General features: G+C 69.6%; 15 protein-coding genes. 4 read left to right on the forward strand and 11 right to left on the reverse strand.

The window, feature by feature from the left end:
- Window positions 1–6 precede the first annotated feature (6 nt).
- Both ACWPN7_RS21330 and ACWPN7_RS21335 read left to right on the forward strand, forming a co-directional pair.
- Window positions 7–1,299 (forward strand): YeaH/YhbH family protein, encoded by a 1,293-nt coding sequence (locus ACWPN7_RS21330; RefSeq protein ID WP_035682340.1) that lies wholly within the window; start codon window positions 7–9, stop codon window positions 1,297–1,299.
- 163 nt (window positions 1,300–1,462) lie between these two features.
- Window positions 1,463–3,019: a SpoVR family protein gene (locus ACWPN7_RS21335; RefSeq protein WP_038526379.1), complete on the forward strand. Its 1,557-nt coding sequence runs from the start codon at window positions 1,463–1,465 to the stop codon at window positions 3,017–3,019.
- A gap of 112 nt (window positions 3,020–3,131) precedes the next feature.
- On the opposite strand, the gene ACWPN7_RS21340 is transcribed toward ACWPN7_RS21335, so the two are convergent.
- The 5 genes from ACWPN7_RS21340 to ACWPN7_RS21360 all read right to left on the reverse strand — a co-directional run bounded on the left by ACWPN7_RS21340 (window position 3,132) and on the right by ACWPN7_RS21360 (window position 10,678).
- Window positions 3,132–4,364 carry an adenylate/guanylate cyclase domain-containing protein gene (locus tag ACWPN7_RS21340; protein ID WP_137103414.1) on the reverse strand — a complete coding sequence of 411 codons (1,233 nt, stop codon included), beginning with the start codon at window positions 4,362–4,364 and terminating at the stop codon, window positions 3,132–3,134.
- A gap of 43 nt (window positions 4,365–4,407) precedes the next feature.
- Window positions 4,408–4,935, reverse strand: a complete 528-nt coding sequence (locus ACWPN7_RS21345; protein WP_459195952.1) for an SLOG cluster 4 domain-containing protein — start codon at window positions 4,933–4,935, stop codon at window positions 4,408–4,410.
- A 17-nt stretch (window positions 4,936–4,952) separates the two neighbouring features.
- Complete coding sequence (gene hrpB / locus ACWPN7_RS21350) at window positions 4,953–7,493, reverse strand: ATP-dependent helicase HrpB (RefSeq protein ID WP_459195951.1); 2,541 nt, start codon at window positions 7,491–7,493, stop codon at window positions 4,953–4,955.
- An 88-nt stretch (window positions 7,494–7,581) separates the two neighbouring features.
- Window positions 7,582–8,898, reverse strand: coding sequence for an ABC transporter ATP-binding protein (locus ACWPN7_RS21355; RefSeq protein WP_459195950.1), 1,317 nt, complete (start codon window positions 8,896–8,898; stop codon window positions 7,582–7,584).
- Between the two features lie 13 nt (window positions 8,899–8,911).
- A complete protein-coding gene (locus ACWPN7_RS21360; protein ID WP_456510543.1) occupies window positions 8,912–10,678 on the reverse strand; it encodes an ABC transporter permease in 1,767 nt (588 codons plus the stop codon).
- A 619-nt stretch (window positions 10,679–11,297) separates the two neighbouring features.
- Between ACWPN7_RS21360 and ACWPN7_RS21365 the strand changes: the two genes are divergently transcribed.
- Entirely contained in the window at window positions 11,298–11,768 is a 471-nt protein-coding gene (locus ACWPN7_RS21365) for a ferritin-like domain-containing protein (protein WP_014241291.1), read from the forward strand.
- 58 nt (window positions 11,769–11,826) lie between these two features.
- On the opposite strand, the gene ACWPN7_RS21370 is transcribed toward ACWPN7_RS21365, so the two are convergent.
- From ACWPN7_RS21370 to ACWPN7_RS21385, 4 genes are all read right to left on the reverse strand, one after another.
- Window positions 11,827–12,039 carry a hypothetical protein gene (locus tag ACWPN7_RS21370; RefSeq protein ID WP_038526393.1) on the reverse strand — a complete coding sequence of 71 codons (213 nt, stop codon included), beginning with the start codon at window positions 12,037–12,039 and terminating at the stop codon, window positions 11,827–11,829.
- Window positions 12,040–12,132: 93 nt separating this feature from the next.
- Entirely contained in the window at window positions 12,133–13,386 is a 1,254-nt protein-coding gene (locus ACWPN7_RS21375) for a PP2C family protein-serine/threonine phosphatase (protein WP_038526395.1), read from the reverse strand.
- A 19-nt stretch (window positions 13,387–13,405) separates the two neighbouring features.
- On the reverse strand, window positions 13,406–13,723 hold the full coding sequence (locus ACWPN7_RS21380) for an STAS domain-containing protein (RefSeq protein WP_236778167.1): 318 nt from the start codon (window positions 13,721–13,723) through the stop codon (window positions 13,406–13,408).
- Window positions 13,724–13,868: 145 nt separating this feature from the next.
- Window positions 13,869–14,855 carry a hypothetical protein gene (locus ACWPN7_RS21385; RefSeq protein WP_492273436.1) on the reverse strand — a complete coding sequence of 329 codons (987 nt, stop codon included), beginning with the start codon at window positions 14,853–14,855 and terminating at the stop codon, window positions 13,869–13,871.
- A 202-nt stretch (window positions 14,856–15,057) separates the two neighbouring features.
- On the opposite strand from ACWPN7_RS21385, the gene ACWPN7_RS21390 reads away from it, so the two are divergent.
- The gene (locus ACWPN7_RS21390; RefSeq protein WP_038526400.1) at window positions 15,058–15,474 is read left to right on the forward strand and encodes an HRDC domain-containing protein; all 417 of its coding nucleotides are present in this window, start codon (window positions 15,058–15,060) and stop codon (window positions 15,472–15,474) included.
- A gap of 363 nt (window positions 15,475–15,837) precedes the next feature.
- Here the strand turns inward: ACWPN7_RS21390 and ACWPN7_RS21395 are convergent, their stop codons facing one another.
- Both ACWPN7_RS21395 and ACWPN7_RS21400 read right to left on the reverse strand, forming a co-directional pair.
- Window positions 15,838–16,266: an NfeD family protein gene (locus tag ACWPN7_RS21395; protein ID WP_038526403.1), complete on the reverse strand. Its 429-nt coding sequence runs from the start codon at window positions 16,264–16,266 to the stop codon at window positions 15,838–15,840.
- 31 nt (window positions 16,267–16,297) lie between these two features.
- Entirely contained in the window at window positions 16,298–17,335 is a 1,038-nt protein-coding gene (locus ACWPN7_RS21400; RefSeq protein WP_492273437.1) for an SPFH domain-containing protein, read from the reverse strand.
- Window positions 17,336–17,373 lie beyond the last annotated feature (38 nt).

The raw sequence follows: 17,373 nt of genomic DNA on the forward strand, positions 1-17,373 counted from the left end.
CCCTTGATGAACATCATCGACCGTCGCCTGAATCCGCAAGGCAAGAGCCTGGCCAACCGCCAGCGTTTCCTGCGCCGTGCCAAGGAGCAGGTGGTGAAGGCGGTGCGGGATGCCTCCGGCAAGCGTGGCATCCAGGACATCGAAAACGGCGAGAAGGTGACCATCTCGACCGGCGGCGTGCGGGAGCCCTCCTTCCACCGCTCCGGCGCCGGCGGCGTGCGCGACTACGTCGTGCCGGGCAACAAGGAGTATGTGGAGGGAGACACCATCGCGCGGCCCGAGAGCGGCGGCGGTCGCGGCGGCAACGAAGGCAGTCCGGACGGGGAGGGCGACGACGATTTCCGCTTCGTCCTGTCCCGCGAGGAGTTCCTGGACATCTTCCTGGAGGACCTGGAGCTTCCCGATCTCGTCAAGCAGAAGGTCAAGCAGACGGAGTCCCACTCGCTGACGCGGGCGGGCTACTCGGTGACCGGTTCGCCGGCCAACCTGAACCTCGTCCGCACCATGCGCAACAGCCTCAGCCGGCGCATCGCGTTGAAGCGCCCCAAGCCGGCGGACATGCTGGAACTTGAGGCTCTTCTGCGCGAAGCGGAGGACCGCGGCGAGGATCCCGAGAAGCTGCGGGAGATGCGCGATCAATTGGAGCGGCACTATCTCCGCTCCAAGCGCATCCCCTTCATCGACCCGATCGATGTCCGCTACAACCGGTTCGAGACGGTGCCGAAGCCCATCGCGCAGGCGGTCATGTTCTGCCTGATGGACGTCTCCGGCTCGATGACCGAGCACATGAAGGATCTCGCCAAGCGCTTCTTCATGCTGCTGTTCCTGTTCCTGAAGCGGCGCTACCGCTCGGTGGACATCGTCTTCATCCGCCACACCCACGAGGCCAAGGAGGTGGACGAGGACACGTTCTTCTACTCCACCGAGACCGGCGGCACCGTGGTCTCCACGGCGTTGGAGGAGATGCAGCGCATCGTCAAGGAGCGCTACCCGGAGAACGAGTGGAACATCTACGCCGCCCAGGCATCGGACGGCGACAACATGTCGTCGGACAACGCGCGGTCGGCGGGTCTGCTGCGGGACGGCATCCTGCCGCTGTGCCAGTACTTCGCCTACATCGAGGTGGCGGCGGAGCACAACATGGGCCTGTCGGCGCTGGGCCGGGAGACGGAGCTGTGGCGAACCTACAAGACGGTCCAGGGGCCGGATTTGCCGATCGCCATGCGCCGCGTCCGCTCCCGTCGGGAGATTTTCCCGGTCTTCCGCGATTTGTTTGCCCGCGAAAAGGCGGGGGCCTGATTTCCGGCCCCCTCCCCCAACCCTCCCCCGCTGGCGCGGGAGAGGGGGCCGGTTCCCTCCACCGCGTAGCGGGGGAGGGCTAGGGAGGGGGCAATGCCCGCCACCGAGACGCCGCACCAAGAATCGGGGCCAACACCCCGCAGAGTTTGAGAGGATGTGAGGCATGAGCGCTGTGATCGACAAGCCCGACAGCCTGCTCTACGACGGGGCGGACTGGGATTACGACCAGATCAAGCGCGTCTACGACGCCATTGAGGACATCGCCCTGAAGGACATGGGCCTCAACGTCTATCCCAACCAGATCGAGGTCATCACCGCCGAGCAGATGCTCGACGCCTATTCGTCCATCGGCATGCCGCTGATGTACAAGCACTGGTCCTTCGGCAAGCATTTCGCCCGCGACGAGATGCTCTACCGCAAGGGCTACCGCGGCCTCGCCTATGAGATCGTCATCAACTCCAGCCCCTGCATCAGCTACATCATGGAAGAGAACACCATGACGATGCAGACGCTGGTGATCGCCCACGCCGCCTTCGGCCACAACCACTTCTTCAAGAACAACCAGCTCTTCCAGCAGTGGACGGACGCCGAGGGCATCCTCGACTATCTGGAATTCGCCAAGTCCTACATCGCCCAGTGCGAGGACCGTTACGGGCACCACGCGGTGGAGCGGGTGCTCGACGCCGCCCACGCGCTGATGAACCAGGGCGTGCACAAGTACCCGAAGAAGCGCAGCCTCGACCTGCGGCTGGAGCAGAAGCGCGAGCGGGAGCGGCAGGAGTACCAGGAGCAGACCTTCAACGATCTGTGGCGCACCGTGCCGAAGGTCGCCATCGGCGGCAACCGCCCGTCCAAGTCGGTGTCGGAGCGCAAGAAGCTGCTCGGCCTGCCCGAAGAAAACCTGCTCTATTTCCTGGAGAAGAAGGCGCCGCGGCTCGAGCATTGGCAGCGCGAGATTCTTCGCATCGTCCGCCACATGGCGCAGTATTTCTACCCGCAGAAGCAGACCAAGCTGATGAACGAGGGGTGTGCGACCTACACCCACTACACCATCCTGAACGAGATGCACCGGCGGGGGATGATCAGCGAAGGCGCGATGCTGGAATTCCTGCATTCGCACACCTCGGTGGTGTTCCAGCCGGAGTTCGACGACCAGCGCTTCTCGGGCATCAACCCTTACGCGCTCGGCTTCGCGATGATGCAGGACATCCAGCGCATCGCCGAGACCCCGACGGACGAGGACCGCTACTGGTTCCCCGACCTTGCCGGGCGGGGCGACGGCATGGGCGCGCTGCGCGACGCCTGGGCCAACTTCCGCGACGAGAGCTTCGTGCTCCAGTATCTCAGCCCGCACCTGATGCGGAAGTTCAAGATGTTCAGCGTGCGCGACGACGCGGAAGACCCCTATCTGCTGGTCGAGAACATCCACAACGAGCGCGGCTACCGTGGCATTCGCAAGCTGCTGGCGCGGCAGTACGACCTGGGCTTCCTGGAGCCGGACATCCAGATCGTCGACGTCGATCTGGCCGGCGACCGCAAGCTGATCCTGCACCACCGCGTGACCAACGGCGTGCTGCTGGACGAAAGCGACGCCAAGGCGGTGCTGCGCCACATCGCCAACCTGTGGGGCTACGAAGTCCAACTCGTCGAGGTGTCAGCCCTGTCCGACGCCATCCTGAAGGAGCACGCCGTCACCGCGCCGAGCGGCATCGGGGGGTGATTGGGCAGGGTGGGCCGCGTGTTGCCCCCACCCCAACCCTCCCCCGCTGGGCGGGGGAGGGAGATGATGGCGAAGCGGCGACAGTCCCCTCCCCTGCGAGAGCGGGGGAGGGTTAGGGTGGGGGCGACGCCTCCGGGTCCAGCGTGTACAGCTCCTGCGGGCGGCCGACGCCGCGCAGCAGGTAGCGCCCGACCGAGATCAGCCGCTCCCGGCATTCCGGAGCAGACTCGGTGAAGGCGGAGGACAGCAGGATGTCCTGGTCGAGCGACCGGCACATGGCGGCGATGCGGCTGGCCTCGTTCACCGCCGGGCCGACCACGGTGAAGTCCAGCCGGTCCACCCCGCCGATGTTGCCGTAGAACACCTTTCCCTGGTGCAGCCCCAGATAGAAGCGCGTCACCGGCAACCCGGCGGCGGAGCGGCGGGCGTTCAGCTCCTTGCAGCGCTCCCGTGCCTCCTCCGCCGCGTCGAGGGCGGCGCGGCAGGCGTCCTCGGCGCTGGAACGGTCGAAGACCGCCAGGATGCCGTCACCGATGAATTTCAGCACCTGCCCGCGGTGCCGGTGGATGGCCGTCACCACCAGTTCCGCGTAGTCGTTCAGCAGCGGCAGGATGGTTTCCGGGGCCGCGGTGTCGGTGATGCGGGTGAAGCCCTGGAGGTCGCTGAACCACAGCACGGCGTCCAGCTCCTCCGCGACACCGCGGCGGATGTGGCCGCGCAGCACCCGGTGGCCGGCGTCCCGTCCCAGATAGGTCTCGGCCAGCGTGTTGGCGATGTGCGCCATGGCGTGGCCGCGCAGCGCCAGCGCCAGACTGCCGGTGAGGGTGAGCAGGGCGTCGCGCTGGGCGTCGCTGAAGCCGTCGGGATGGTGCGACACCCAGGAGGAGAAGATACAGTCCAGCTCGCCGATGGCGGCGCGGGGGCCCAGGCGGTTGACGATGGCCATGTAGTCGGTGGCGCCCTGCGCCCGGAGCTCGTCGACGATCGGGAACTCGCCGCCCTCCGTGCCGTCGGTCAGCCGCAGGCGCAGCATCGTCTCGCCGGAGGTGTAGAGCCGGTGGAAGGGGCTGCGCAGCCATTTCTCGTCGATGTCGGGGTCGCTGCCGTCGCCGCCATACTCGGTCCGGCGCACCTCGGCGGCGTTGCGCCCGCTGCTGTCCCAGGTGACCACATGGCCGGCGATGGTCGGGTGCAGAGTGTCCGCTCCGACCACTGTCCGGGTCAGCGGCACGCCCGCCGCGACCAGCCGTTCGCAGAAGCCGCCGATGAGGTCCGTCTCCGGCACCCCCCGCAGCCCCGCCTCCGCGATCCAGCGGCTGAGGTCGAGAATCCCTTGCGCATCCATGCCCGCCATCCTGCCACAGGTGGCGCCCTTCGGGAACGGAGGGTCAGCGGCGGGACAGGACGTCCGCGACGAAGGCCGTGACCGTTCCGAAGTCGCCGGTTGTCCGCAATTCGGCGGGCATGGCCTGAAAGTCAAGCTCCGGTCCGAAACCGATCATAGGCTTTCCGAAGCGCAGGGCGAGCCGGACCTCGTCGAGCGTTCCGTGGCGGCCCGGCAGGACGACGATCACGTCGCTGGTCAGGATGTTGACGTGGTTGCGGCTCAGTTCCGTCGGCGGTGCGCCGGCCGGCTTGCGCGCGAAGGGCGTCAGGATGGGCAGGTCGATGTAGGGGTTGGGGTAGCCGGGCAGGGGCGCATGGCCGCGGATCGGATCGGGCTCGGACGGCAGGATGCCGATCGAGCGGCCGCGCCGCCCCGGCGTGCCGTGGAAGGCCCGCGCGGCCGACCGCATCACCCCGCCGCCGCCGCCGGTCAGCAGGTCGTGCCCGGCCCCGGCGATCCACGCGCCGAGCGGCTCGGCGTAGGCCGCCCATTCCTCCTGCCCAGACCCCATCACCCCGATGATCGCCATATCCATCCGCCTCCCTGTTACCGTCCGCGTGGTTTCGCCCGCGCCGTGGGCTCGGCCTCCAGCGGGTTGTCGGGCCAATAATGCTTGGGATACTGCCCCTTGAGGTCTGCCTTCACCGCCTTGTAGGCGTTGGCCCAGAAGCTGGCGAGGTCGCGCGTCACCTGCACCGGGCGGCGGGCCGGGGACAGCAGGTGCAGCAGCAGCGGCACCCGCCCGCCGGCGATGCGCGGCGTCTCGGCCAGCCCGAACATCTCCTGCAGCCGGACGGCCAGCACCGGCTCGTCCCCGCTGTAATCGATGGGGATGCGGGAGCCGCTGGGCACCTCGACATGGGTCGGCGCCTCCTTGTCCAGCCGCTGCTGCATCGCCCAGGGCAGCAACCCACGCAGCGCGTTGCCCAGCTCCACCCGGTCGAGATGCGCGCGGCGCGCGGCGCCGTTCAGGAAGGGCGCCAGCCAGTCCTCCATCGTCTCCAGCAGGGCGGCGTCGGAGACGTCCGGCCACTCCTCGCCCTCCCGGCGGCGCAGGAACAGGACGCGCGTCTGCCACTTGCGCAGCTCGTCGGTCCAGGGCAGGGCGGTCAGCCCCATCTCCCGGATGCCCTCCAGCATGGCGGCGGCGATGGCCTCGGCGGGCGGGTTGGGCAGGCGCTTGTCCTCCAGCGCCAGGGCGAACAGCATGCGGCGGCGGCGTGCCAGCACCGTCTGCTCACGCCCGTCCCAGGCGACCACGGTCTCGCTGCGGATGTGCTCGGCGAAGGCCTCCTCCAGCTCCGCCAGGGAGAGCGGGGCGGCGAGGAAGATGCGCGACTCGCGGGCCGCCCCGTCCAGGTCGGCGACGGCCAGCCAATCCTCGGCGCTCAGCGGCTCGGCGTCCTGGAAATAGGCACCGCGCCCGTTGGACAGCCGGTATTGCGCGGCGGCCCCGCCCGCGCTTCCTCCGGGGCGGCGCTGGCCGATGCGGTCGGGATAGGCGAGGGCGACCAGCAGCCCGGTGCTGCCGAGGTCTCCGCTATTGCCTTTGACGCCCAACTGCCGTTTCCAGTTCCGGGCCTGCTTCAGCGCCTGCTGGGCGCCGCCGCGCTCCACCGTCAGGCCGCGCCCGGCGCCGCGCACCCGGCCGTCATCGTCGAGCCCGCGCAGCAGCTCCACCCGCAGCCGCAGGTCGGCGTCGCGGAAGCCGGGCTGGGCGCGGACGATGTCGCGCTCGCCGAGCAGGGCGGCGACCTCGCAGGCCAGCGCGCCCAGCCCCATCGCCTTGCCCTTCAGCATCATGTGGGCCAGCCGGGGATGCACGCCGAAGCCGGCCATGCGGCGGCCGTGAGCGGTGATGCCGCCGCCGGCGTCCAGCGCCCCCAGCTCGCGCAGAAGCTCCCGCGCCTGGGCCATGGCGGCGGCGGGCGGCGGGTCGAGCCACGCCAGCGACGCCGGGTCGGACACGCCCCACACCGCCAGTTCCAGCGCCAGCGGCGCGAGGTCGGCGTCCATGATCTCCGGCGGGGTGAAGGCGGCCAGCGCCTTGTGCGACGGTTCCGGCCACAGGCGGTAGCAGACGCCGGGCTCCAGGCGCCCGGCGCGGCCCCGCCGCTGCTCCGCCGACGCCTGGGAAACCTTGGCGGTGACCAGCCGCGTCATGCCGCTGCGCGGGTCGAAGCGGGGGACGCGCATCAGCCCGCCGTCCACGACGATGCGGATGCCCTCGATGGTCAGGCTGGTCTCGGCGATGGGGGTGGCGAGCACGATCTTGCGCGTGCCCGGCGGGCTGGGGGCGATGGCGCGGTCCTGGGCGTCAGCCGTCAGGTCGCCGTAGAGCGGGGCGATCACCGTGCCGGGGCCGAGGTCGGCGCTCTCCAGAAGGCTCTGCACCCGCCGGATCTCCCCGGCGCCGGGCAGGAAGACCAGCGCGTTGCCGCTCTCCTCGCGCAGGGCGCGGCGGACGGCGGCGGCCACGGCGTCTTCAATACGGGTGTTGGTGCCAGGGGCGTCGAGGTGGCGGGTCTCCACCGGGAAGGCGCGGCCCTCGCTGGTCACCATCGGGGCGTCGCCCAGCAGGGCGGCGACGGGCGCGCCGTCCAGCGTCGCCGACATCACCACCAGCCGCAGGTCGTCGCGCAGCGCGCCGCGCGCCTCCTGCACCAAGGCCAGCGCCAGATCGCTGTCGATGCCGCGCTCGTGGAACTCGTCGAACAGCACGGCGCCGACCGCCGGCAGCTCGGGGTCCTCCTGAAGCTGGCGCAGGAACAGGCCGTCGGTCACCACCTCGATCCGGGTCTTCGGCCCAACTTTGGTGTCCAGCCGCACGCGGTAGCCGACCGTCTCGCCGACGCTTTCCCCCAGCATCGCGGCCATGCGGCGGGCGGCGGCGCGGGCGGCCAAGCGCCGCGGCTCCAGCACGATCACCTTGCACCCGGCCAGCCAGGGCCGGTCGAGCAGGGCCAGCGGCACGCGGGTGGTCTTGCCCGCCCCCGGCGGCGCCTGGAGCACCGCCACGCCGCGTCCGTCCAGCGCGGCCAGCAGCTCGGGAAGCACGGGATCGATGGGAAGGGGCGGGATGCTCATGAGTTCTGTGAACCGGTGGAGAAGGGCGCCGCCCGTGTTCCTGGCAGCGGCGGGCGCCCCGGTCAAGCCTTCCGCCGGGCGTTGGCGGCTATTCGGTCTCCTCCCGGCAGAAAACCCCGGCCTCGGTGTCGTGGGTGAACAGCTCGGCGTAGCGGGCCCAGCCGGTGACGGCGTTCAGTGTCTCTTCGGCGTAGTCCTCGCTCATGAAGGCTTCCAGCTCGCGGGCGAACGGGGCGTAGGGAACGCGGTGGTCGGGGCGCTCCGCCAGGGCGGCGTCGATGTGCGCGGCGAGCGGCACGAAATGGACCAGATGCTCGGCGAACAGCGCCTTGCGGTCGTCCATCCCGGCCTCGGCGAACAGGTGGCCCGGTTCGGTCAGCCGGATGTCGCCCTCCGCCACCTCGGCGAATCCGAGCATCTGGAGCGTCTCGGCGATGGGGAAGAGGTCGTCGATCTCGTGCCGCAGCGCCGCCGCGAGGTACGGCAGGTCCGCCTTGCCCTGGTAGGGCGGGGCGGCCAGCGTCTCCATCAGGCCGGACAACAGGTTCGTCGAGACGTGCTGGAGCGGCTCGGCGTAGACCGGCCGCGGACGCCCGACCGTTGTCCCCGGTGCCGTCGCCGGGGCGCTCAGCGGCTTGCGCGCGGTCATCCGGCCGTAGATGTCGTCGACCAGATCGCGGAAGTCCGGGGCCAGCCGGTTGCGCGGGTGCGGGATGTTCACCCGGATCTCCGCCGCGACGCGGCCCGGGTTGGAGGCAAAGACGAGGATGCGGTCGCACATCAGCACCGCCTCCTCGATGTTGTGGGTGACCATCAGGATCGACCGGGTCGGCAGCTTGCGCTCCATCCACAGGTCGAGCAGGTCGGTGCGCAGCGTCTCCGCCGTCAGCACGTCGAGCGCCGAGAAAGGCTCGTCCATCAGTAGGATTTCCGGATGAACCACCAGCGCGCGGGCGAAGCCGACGCGCTGGCGCATCCCGCCGGACAGTTCCTTGGGGTAGGCGCTCTCGAAGCCCGACAGGCCGATCAGGTCGATGGCCTCCTCGGCGCGCGCCGCCGCCTCGTTCGCGGGAACGCGCAGCGCCTTCAGCCCGGCCAGCACATTCTCCTCGACGGTCAGCCAGGGGAACAGCGCGAAGGACTGGAACACCATCGCCACCCCGTCGGTCGGCCCGGCCACCGGCGCGCCGTGGTGCAGGACTTGCCCGGAGGTCGGCTGGGCCAGCCCGGCGACGATGCGCAGCAGCGTGGACTTGCCCGAGCCGGAGCGGCCGAGCAGCCCGACGATCTCGCCATCGCGCAGCGTCAGGTCCACACCGTCGAGCACGACATACTGCTGGCCGGACGGCTTGCGGTAGGCCTGCCGGACGCCGTGGAGTTCAAAGAGGGGCGAGTTCTGCGTCATGGTACGGCCTCTGTCAGGCAAGGCGCAGGCGGCGTTCGGCGTAGCCGTAGAGCGGACGCCAGAGCAGCCGGTTGAGCAGGGTGACGAACAGGGACATCACGGCGATGCCGAGCACGATGCGCGGGTAGTCCCCGGCGGCGGTCGCCTGGGCGATGTAGCTGCCCAGCCCGTGCGCGGTCACCTCGGCGTCGCCCCAGCGCACCGCCTCGGCGACGATGCTGGCGTTCCACGAGCCGCCCGCCGCGGTCACGGCGCCGGTCAGGTAGTAGGGGAAGACGCCGGGCAGCATGACGTCGCGCCACCACTGCCAGCCGCGGATGCGGAAGCTGGAGGCCGCCTCCTTGAGGTCGCTGGGGAAGGCGGCGGTTCCGGCGACGACGTTGAACAGGATGTACCACTGCGTGCCCAGGATCATCAGCGGGCTGAGCCAGACGTCCGGGTTCAGGTCGAAGCGCAGGATGGTGACGACGGCGACCGGGAACAGCAGGTTGGCCGGAAAGGCGGCCAGGAACTGCGCCAACGGCTGCACCGCCTCGGCGAGGCGCGGGCGCAGCCCGATCAGCACGCCGAGCGGCACCCAGACGAGCGAGGCGATGGCGATCAGCACCATGACGCGCAGCAGCGTCGCCGCCCCGAGCAGCAGCACGGTCCCGACGTCGCCCCAGCCGGCGCCGCTGGTGATGAACCGCAACATGGTCCAGCCCAGGGCGAGCGCCGCCACCGCGACGACCGCGTACCACACCCGGTCGAGCGTGCGTTCGAGCGCGGGGGAGGGCGGGCCGGCGACCCGGCGGCGCAGCGCCGGAGGCAGGGCGTCAGTCAGGGCGGAGAGGGGTGACAGGCGCAGCCACCCCACCCGGCCAAGCAGAGATTCGACCGGCGCCAGCAGCGAGCGGCAGACGCGGGTGCGCTGGAACAGCCGAAGCACCCAGGACTCGGGCGCCTCCTGCGCGCCGGTCTGCTCGAAGCGGAACTTGTCGGCCCAGGCGACCAGCGGGCGGAACAGGAACTGGTCGTAGAGCAGGATGACCGCCAGCATCGCCAGCACCGCCCAGCCGACGGCGCCGAGGTCCTTCTGCGCGATGGCCTCGGCCAAATAGGAGCCAATGCCGGGCAGCGTGACGGTGTGGTCGCCGACGGTGATCGCCTCCGACGCGACGACGAAGAACCAGCCACCGGACATCGACATCATCATGTTCCAGACCAGCCCCGGCATGGCGAAGGGCGCCTCCAACCGCCAGAAGCGCTGCCAGCCGGAGAAGCGGAAGCTGGTCGCCGCCTCGTCCAGGTCGCGCGGCACCGAGCGCAGCGACTGGTAGACGCTGAAGGTCATGTTCCAGGCTTGGCTGGTGAAGATGGCGAAGATCGCCGCGCATTCGGCGCCGAGCACGCTGCCGGGGAACAGCGACAGGAAGAAGACCACGGTGAAGGAAATGTAGCCGAGCACCGGCACCGACTGGAGCACGTCCAGCACCGGGATCAGCACCATGCCGGCCCGGCGGCTCTTGGCCGCCAGCGTGGCGTAGGTGAAGGTGAAGAGCAGCGAGGCGGCCATCGCCGCCAGCATGCGCAGCGTCGAGCGCAGCGCGTAGTCCGGCAGGTTCCAGGGGTCGAGCGAGACGGCCGGCGCGTCGAGGCTCGCCAGCGGTGCCGCCATCTGGTGACCGCCGACGGCGGCCAGGGCGAGCAGGCCGACGACCAGCGGCAGGGCCACGAGGTCCCAGCAGTTTGGCGTGGCGGTCGCCGTCTTCACGGAAACGCTTGTCTGGGTCCAGACCATGGCCCCTCCATCCTGCGGCCGGATCGGAGTCCGGTCGCGTTCGGCATGCGCAATCGGCGTGTGCAGGCACCCGACGCCGTGCGGCGTCAGGTGGGCGTCAAAGGGAGAGGATGGCGGTCAGCCCGGCGCTGGCGGCGGCAAGGGCGCGCGGAACGGCATCGGAATGGTGATGGAAGACGTCACCATGGTTCACCTGTGCGGCTGTCGGCATCGCGGCCGGCCGTGGCGAACCTGCGGAAAGGTCAGCCCAGGATCGGCAGAGTACCGAAGATTGGTCGGGGTCGACGACTGTGGCTGTCCATCTCTTGCTTTCTCGGCGCGGGACCGGATCGCGCGTCCGGACGCCCGCCAATCATGCGGTGACGTTGGTGCTGATCTATTCCTGGAATTGAAGCCGGTCAAGCGCGCGGCGGCGTTTCTTGGCGATCATTGCAGAGGTTTCATGTTGCCCGCCCTTCCCCGTCGGAGCGAGGGCTGCGCCTCCGGATGCAGATCGTCGAGGGCGTGTCAAAGTGTCGCAGAAGCCCGCAACCGGCCAGCGATCCGAGAACCTTTCGCAACAAGGCGTTATGGTTCAAATAACCACAATCCATTTGTGACTTAACGATCTCGGGACCCTATGGCCAACATTCACGACCCCGCCCTGTTCCTCGCCCACGCCTGCGCGCTGGAGGAGGACGCCGCCAACCGTTTCGCCGACCTGTCGGAGGCCATGAAGACCTACGGCAACGCGGACGTCGCGGCCTTCTTCGCCAAGATGGCCGAGTTCTCGCGCCTGCATCTGGCGGACGCCCGCAAGCGCTCCGCCTTCCGCGACGTGCCGGTGCTCGCCCCCGAGGACTTCCAGTGGCCGGACGACGAGAGCCCGGAAGCGGCCTCCATGGAAGGCTCGCATTATCTGATGACGGTGGATTACGCGCTGGAGCTGGCGCTCGACAGCGAAAAGCGCGGGCACGCCTTCTACGCCGACGTGGCGGCCTCCACCACGGACCCGGAGGTCCGCATGATGGCCGAGGAGTTCGCCTCGGAGGAGGCGGAGCATGTGGCGGAACTGGAGCGCTGGATCGAGCGCTTCCCCAAGAAAGGGTAAAGGCCGTTTCCCGCGGTTTCCGCCCTTGCGGGAACCGCGGGAAGGGCGAACGAGCGCCTTACTTGGACAGGTCGGCGTAGTCGTACTCGTACTTCTTGTCCGCCGGCTTGAAGGTCTTGAAGGCGGCGATGATGTCGTCCACCGACACGCCCGCCGGCACGTTGAGAATCTCGTACACGACCGAGCTGCCGCTGGTCGGGCCAACGTCGGCGTTGCGGTGAGCCTGGGAAATCAGGCCCTCGCCGGCCTTCTTGATCATGATCGAAGCCATATCCGTTCCGTCTCCTGTTACACGTCGCCCGACGCAGCAATATCCATAACTCGAATAAGGGTATGGGGCCAATGGATAAATTGCTGCAGCGCGTCAGCGGCGGGTGATCCAGAGCGCGGTCACGTCGTCGTTCAACCGTTCGCCATGAAGTGCGGCGTGGTGGGCCATCAGGGCGGGCAGGGGGCGCTCGGGGGCGTCCGCCGCCGCGCGCTCGGCCAGACGGAGCAGGCCGTCCTCGCCCAGCATGGCGCCCTCGGCGTTCCGGGCTTCGCTCAGCCCGTCGGAATAGAGGAACAGGCTGTCGCCGCGCCGCAGTGGAACGCGCCGGTTCGTGTAGGCCGAGTCCGGGAAGGCGCCGAGGAGCGGGCCGGACGCGTCCAGCGGCTGGACGCCGAAGTTGGTCGCCAGGAGGGGGCTGGGCGACGCGGCGGCGGCGTAGAGCAGCGTGTCGTCGGCGCGGTCGATCACCCCGTAGAAGGCGGTGGCGAACTGGCCCAGCGGCAGGATCTCGCACAGCCGCCCGTTCAGTTGGCGCAGCAGGCCGGCGGGGTCGCGCAACTCCTCCGGCGGGGTGCGGGTGAGCAGCGTGTGCAGGCGGAAGGCGTTGATCGCCGCGGCGATGCCGTGGCCCGACAGGTCGGCGGCGAAGATCCCGACGCGGGTCCCGTCGAACGCGAAGGCCGTCCAGAAGTCGCCGCCGATCTCGTCCGACGCGCGGAAGACCGAATCCACCGTCAGCCCGTTCCGCTCGGCGAGGGTGGCCAACTCCGCCGGCTCCGGGACCAGGGCGAGCTGCATGGCGCGGGCTTGCCGCAGGTCGCGCTCCACCCGCTCGTGGAAGGCGCGCAGCTCCTGCACCATGGACCGGCGCTCCAGGTGATAGCGCACGCGGGCGATGCACTCGCCGGGGTTGATCGGCTTGGCGATCAGGTCGGTCGCCCCGGCGCTGAAGCAGACCGTCCTCATCTGGTCGGAGTGCAGCGCGCTCTGCATGAGGATCGGCAGGTCGCGCCAGCGCGGGTCGCCGCGCAGGCTGCGGCAGACGCCGATGCCGTCCATCCGCGGCATGGCCGCGTCGAGCAGCAGCAGGTCGGGCGCGAAGCTCTCCAGCCGCTCCATCACCTCGTCCGCGGAGGAGGCGAAGGCGACCTGGGTGATGCCGGCCCATTGCAGGAAGCGGGTCAACGTCCGGCGGTTGAAGGCGCTGTCGTCGGCGATCAGCACCCGGCAGCCGCCGAGCGGGATGCCCAGTTCCATCCCGTAGACCGACGCGCCGGGGCGGGCGGGGCGCGGCGGAGCGGCGTCGTCCGTGCCGGGCGGCACCGTCATGGTGCGGGCGTGCCCCATCGCGTCCGTTCCCGCCGCGTCAGTCGGCGATGTTGAACATGGTGTGGAACTTGGCGATCGTGATCAGGCGCCGCACCTCGTCGCGGGCGCCGCGGATCGCGAAGTCCAGATTGCGCCGCTGCGCGGTGTCGCGGGCGATGATGAACATGCCGAGGCCGGAGGAGTCGACGAAGTCGAGCCGCGACAGGTCGAAGACCACCCGGTGCCCCGCCGGCCGTTCGAAGGTGGCGATGACGTCGCGGAAGGTGTCGTGGTCGGCAAAGGTCATGCGCCCGCTCAGCACGATTTCGGTGCTGGCCGGGGCCTCGCGGACGGAGAAATCCATGGCGGCGCTCATCTGTGGTTCACCCGTGGCCGAAGAGAGGCGCAATCCCCCGTCGGTCGGACCGGCGAGGATGCGGGCGCATTCTAGGGCCTCGGGAATTGCACTTTGATGACGCTGCCGTGTCAGCGCGGCGTTATCCGGCTGAAATGGGCGGACTTCATTGCAGCGCGGCCTCCTCCACCCGTGGATGCGACAGACGTTCGGCGATTCCGCCGACGAGCCATGCCGAATAGGCATCGCGGCCCTCCGGCCCCAGCATGCCGTTGCGGCAGAAGGCCGACGCCTTGGCCGGCTTGGGAAGCGCCGAGTCGGGGAAACGCCAGAGCGGCAGGTCGGCTTGCCCGCTCAGCCGGTCGAGCGCGGCCGGCCGGTAGCCGTTGCCCGCGCCGTACAGCCTTTCCTCCACCGCCGCCGGGCGGGGTGGAAGCAACAGGGCGATCCCGACGCCGGCGGCACGCGCCTGATCGGCGAAGCGGCGCACCCGTTCGAAAGCGGGCGAGTCCTCGTTCATCTGGACGGCGGCGTCGCGGGCCTCAACCCAACGGTCGGCGGCGGTGGCGGTCCAGCCCTGCGGGCCGACGGCGTGGCACGGCTTGGCGTATTGCAGGGCGCTCTGGTCGGGCAGGTAGGAGCGGCCGAGCATCGCCACCTCGGTCAGGTGCGAGCCGTAGCGGCGCAGGCCGGCGAAGTCGCCGCGTTCGGCGAACAGCAGGTCCACGTCCAGGAGGACCAGAGCCGGCTTGAGCTTCAGCACGTCGCCCAGCAGCGGTTCGAAGTCCTCAATCCGGGCGTGGTCATGAACGATGCGCAGGAAATGCAGGCTTTCCATCCCGTGCTTCGCCGCCAGCGCGGCCATGCCGGGTTCGTCCAAGGTGGCGTGGCGCAGCGCCGAGTTGCCGAGCGCCACCACCACGGTCGGGGACAGGTCCCGCGCCGCCCGCTCCGCCGTCGCGGCGATGCGGTTGCTGTTGTACCAGGCGAAGGGCCGGTCGTGGAGGCTGTAGCCGGTCCAGAAGGCCCCCGCCGTCCCGGCCGCGAACAGGGCGGGGATCACCGCCAGAAGGGTGATCCACAACCGCCGCGGCTTCGCTTGCGGGCCGGTTTGGTCCGTCCGGTTTCTTTGCGGTTCAACAGGCCCGGTCATGGTACTTCTGCTCCTCCCAGCGTTGCGCCCGGCGATGCGCGGTGTCCGATGACACAAACAGTCCGGGAGGGAGCAGGGTCCCGTATGCCGCCATGTTTTCCTATGACGAAGGGGGCATCCGTCCGGATCGTGCCGGAGTAGCCGGATACGGGCGCTTTCGTGTAGTCTCGCGCGAAAGGCGAGGCACGCATCGAGGCACAGGATGAGCACCGAAATCCGCACCTTCACGATCCCCGACGCGAGCGCGGACGAGGCCCAGGGGCACCTCTCCTCCTTTCTGCGCACGGTCGAGGTGCAGCGCATCGACACCGCCTACGCCGATGGCGGCTGGCGTGTCCTCGTCCTTTACAAGGACCTGAAGCGCAAGGAGGAATCCCTCCAGATCGAGGCCGCGATCAACGCCGCCCTCACCGGTTGGCGGGACCGCAAGGCGGCCGGGGAAGGGGTGTCGCGCGACGCCATCCTGGCAGACGAACTGGTGCCGGAAATCGCCCGCTTCGCCCCCACGACGGAGCGCGAACTGTCCATCATCGTCGGCGCGCGTGACTTGGATGTCAGCCACTATGGCGGGGAGATCGTGCAGGTCGTCCGGGCGACCCTGGACGAGCTGATCGACTGACGAATCCGCTCTGCGGAAAAGCATAGGCTGAAGGGCCGGGCGGCCGATTCCGCTGTGCCGAAAGAGAAGCCGGACCCGCCGTAAGCCCGATTCCAGACGCGTCCACGCTGTGCCAGCATACCCTCGTAATTTGTGGCAATGCAGCATGGCGGGGCCATGGACGGCACTTCCGGATCGAGAGGCGGCGCTCCCGATTACCGCGCGATGGCGCGGGAACTGGAGGCCTTCAGCCGACAGGCGGCGGAGCGCGCGGCGGCCACCGGCGACGGCAGCTTGGACGCCCTGGCGCGGCGTCTGGAGCGCCACGCCGAACAAATCCAACATGATCTGGCCCAAGCCCCGACGCGCCGCTTCGGCTGGCGCCTAGGCCTTCTCCACCTTCAGCAGAGTGCCCTCGGCGCCGACGATGCGGACACGGGTTCCGGCGGGGAGGTCGGGCCCCTCGACGGTCCAAAGCCCGTCGCCGATCTGCGCCCGGCCCCGCCCGTTGACGATGGGGCCGTCCAGCGTGTGCAGCGTCCCGATGTATTGCGCCGTCCGGCGGTTCAGATGCGGCGTGTGCGTCGTATGCGCTGACGCGCGGGACAGGAAGCGGGTTCCCACCAGCGCGGCGATGGCGAGCAGGGCGAACAGAAGCCCCTGATGCTCCCACGGCAGGGACGGCCAGGCCAGAAGCACGAAGCCGACCAGCGCGGCGGCGCCACCCAGCCAGAGGAAGGCCGCTCCCGGCGCCACCGTTTCCAGCGCGCCCAGCAGCACGGCCAGAACCCACCAGTGCCAGAATTCGATCATCGCGGGTCCGCCTTCGGGGTTTCGCCCAATCCTACGACTCCGGCGGCACCGGCGCATCGCGCCTGTTCGGCTCGCCACGATTCCAGGGGCCGCGCTGCGGCGGCGGCGGGGCGGCGGCCGGCGGATTCGGGGGGCGGTTCGGGAAGGCTTCGCGGGCGATCTCCGCAATGCCGCCGATGGCGCCGATCACGTTGGCGGCCTCCAGCGGCATGAACAGCACCTTCTGGTTCGGGGCGGCGGCCACCGCGGTCAGGGCGTCCACATAGCGCTGGGCGACGAAGTAGTTGATGGCCTGGACGTTGCCCCCGGCGATGGCGTCGGAGACCAGCCGGGTGGCCTCGGCTTCGGCCTGGGCGGAGCGCTCGCGCGCCTCGGCGTCGCGGAAGGCGGCCTCGCGCCGGCCCTCGGCCTGGAGGATGGCGGCCTGCTTGGCGCCTTCCGCCCGCAGAATGGCCGCTTGGCGCTGGCCCTCCGCTTCCAGGATGGAGGCGCGGCGGTCGCGCTCCGCCTTCATCTGGCGGGCCATGCTGTCCACGAGGTCGCGCGGCGGCTGGATGTCGCGGATCTCGATGCGCGTCACCTTGACCCCCCAGGGGCTGGTCGCTTCGTCCACCACGCCGAGCAGGCGGGCGTTGATCTGGTCGCGCTGGGACAGCAACTCGTCCAGGTCCATCGAGCCCATCACCGTGCGGGTGTTGGTCATGGTCAGGTTGAGGATCGCCAGCTCCAGGTTGTTGACCTCGTAGGAGGCTTTAGCGGCGTCGATCACCTGGAAGAAGACGACGCCGTCCGCCGTGACCATGGCGTTGTCGCGGGTGATGACCTCCTGCGAGGGCACGTCGAGCACCGTCTCCATCATGCTCTGCTTGCGCCCGATGCGGTCGATCAGCGGCAGCAGCAGATGCAGGCCGGGCTGGAGCGTGCGGGTGTAGCGGCCGAACCGCTCCACCGTCCATTCCTGGCCCTGGGGCACGGTCCGCACGCCCAGCAGAACCAGCGCCAGCGCGAAGATCAGAAGCGCGATGACGAAGAGTGTCAGGCCGCTGACCACCATCACCCCACCTCCCATCCGGTCGTTTCCTCTCTCGGACCATGCCACGGCAGGGC

The sequence above is a fragment of the Azospirillum sp. UENF 312511 genome (assembly GCF_058780635.1).

What these genes read in the sequence shown, in the direction of transcription:
- ACWPN7_RS21330 (WP_035682340.1), top strand. Translation starts at nt 7, where the DNA reads ATGAACATCATCGACCGTCGCCTGAATCCGCAAGGCAAGAGCCTGGCC.
- ACWPN7_RS21335 (WP_038526379.1), top strand. Translation starts at nt 1,463, where the DNA reads ATGAGCGCTGTGATCGACAAGCCCGACAGCCTGCTCTACGACGGGGCG.
- ACWPN7_RS21340 (WP_137103414.1), bottom strand. Translation starts at nt 4,364, where the DNA reads ATGGATGCGCAAGGGATTCTCGACCTCAGCCGCTGGATCGCGGAGGCG.
- ACWPN7_RS21345 (WP_459195952.1), bottom strand. Translation starts at nt 4,935, where the DNA reads ATGGCGATCATCGGGGTGATGGGGTCTGGGCAGGAGGAATGGGCGGCC.
- hrpB (WP_459195951.1), bottom strand. Translation starts at nt 7,493, where the DNA reads ATGAGCATCCCGCCCCTTCCCATCGATCCCGTGCTTCCCGAGCTGCTG.
- ACWPN7_RS21355 (WP_459195950.1), bottom strand. Translation starts at nt 8,898, where the DNA reads ATGACGCAGAACTCGCCCCTCTTTGAACTCCACGGCGTCCGGCAGGCC.
- ACWPN7_RS21360 (WP_456510543.1), bottom strand. Translation starts at nt 10,678, where the DNA reads ATGGTCTGGACCCAGACAAGCGTTTCCGTGAAGACGGCGACCGCCACG.
- ACWPN7_RS21365 (WP_014241291.1), top strand. Translation starts at nt 11,298, where the DNA reads ATGGCCAACATTCACGACCCCGCCCTGTTCCTCGCCCACGCCTGCGCG.
- ACWPN7_RS21370 (WP_038526393.1), bottom strand. Translation starts at nt 12,039, where the DNA reads ATGGCTTCGATCATGATCAAGAAGGCCGGCGAGGGCCTGATTTCCCAG.
- ACWPN7_RS21375 (WP_038526395.1), bottom strand. Translation starts at nt 13,386, where the DNA reads ATGGGGCACGCCCGCACCATGACGGTGCCGCCCGGCACGGACGACGCC.
- ACWPN7_RS21380 (WP_236778167.1), bottom strand. Translation starts at nt 13,723, where the DNA reads ATGAGCGCCGCCATGGATTTCTCCGTCCGCGAGGCCCCGGCCAGCACC.
- ACWPN7_RS21385 (WP_492273436.1), bottom strand. Translation starts at nt 14,855, where the DNA reads ATGACCGGGCCTGTTGAACCGCAAAGAAACCGGACGGACCAAACCGGC.
- ACWPN7_RS21390 (WP_038526400.1), top strand. Translation starts at nt 15,058, where the DNA reads ATGAGCACCGAAATCCGCACCTTCACGATCCCCGACGCGAGCGCGGAC.
- ACWPN7_RS21395 (WP_038526403.1), bottom strand. Translation starts at nt 16,266, where the DNA reads ATGATCGAATTCTGGCACTGGTGGGTTCTGGCCGTGCTGCTGGGCGCG.
- ACWPN7_RS21400 (WP_492273437.1), bottom strand. Translation starts at nt 17,335, where the DNA reads ATGGGAGGTGGGGTGATGGTGGTCAGCGGCCTGACACTCTTCGTCATC.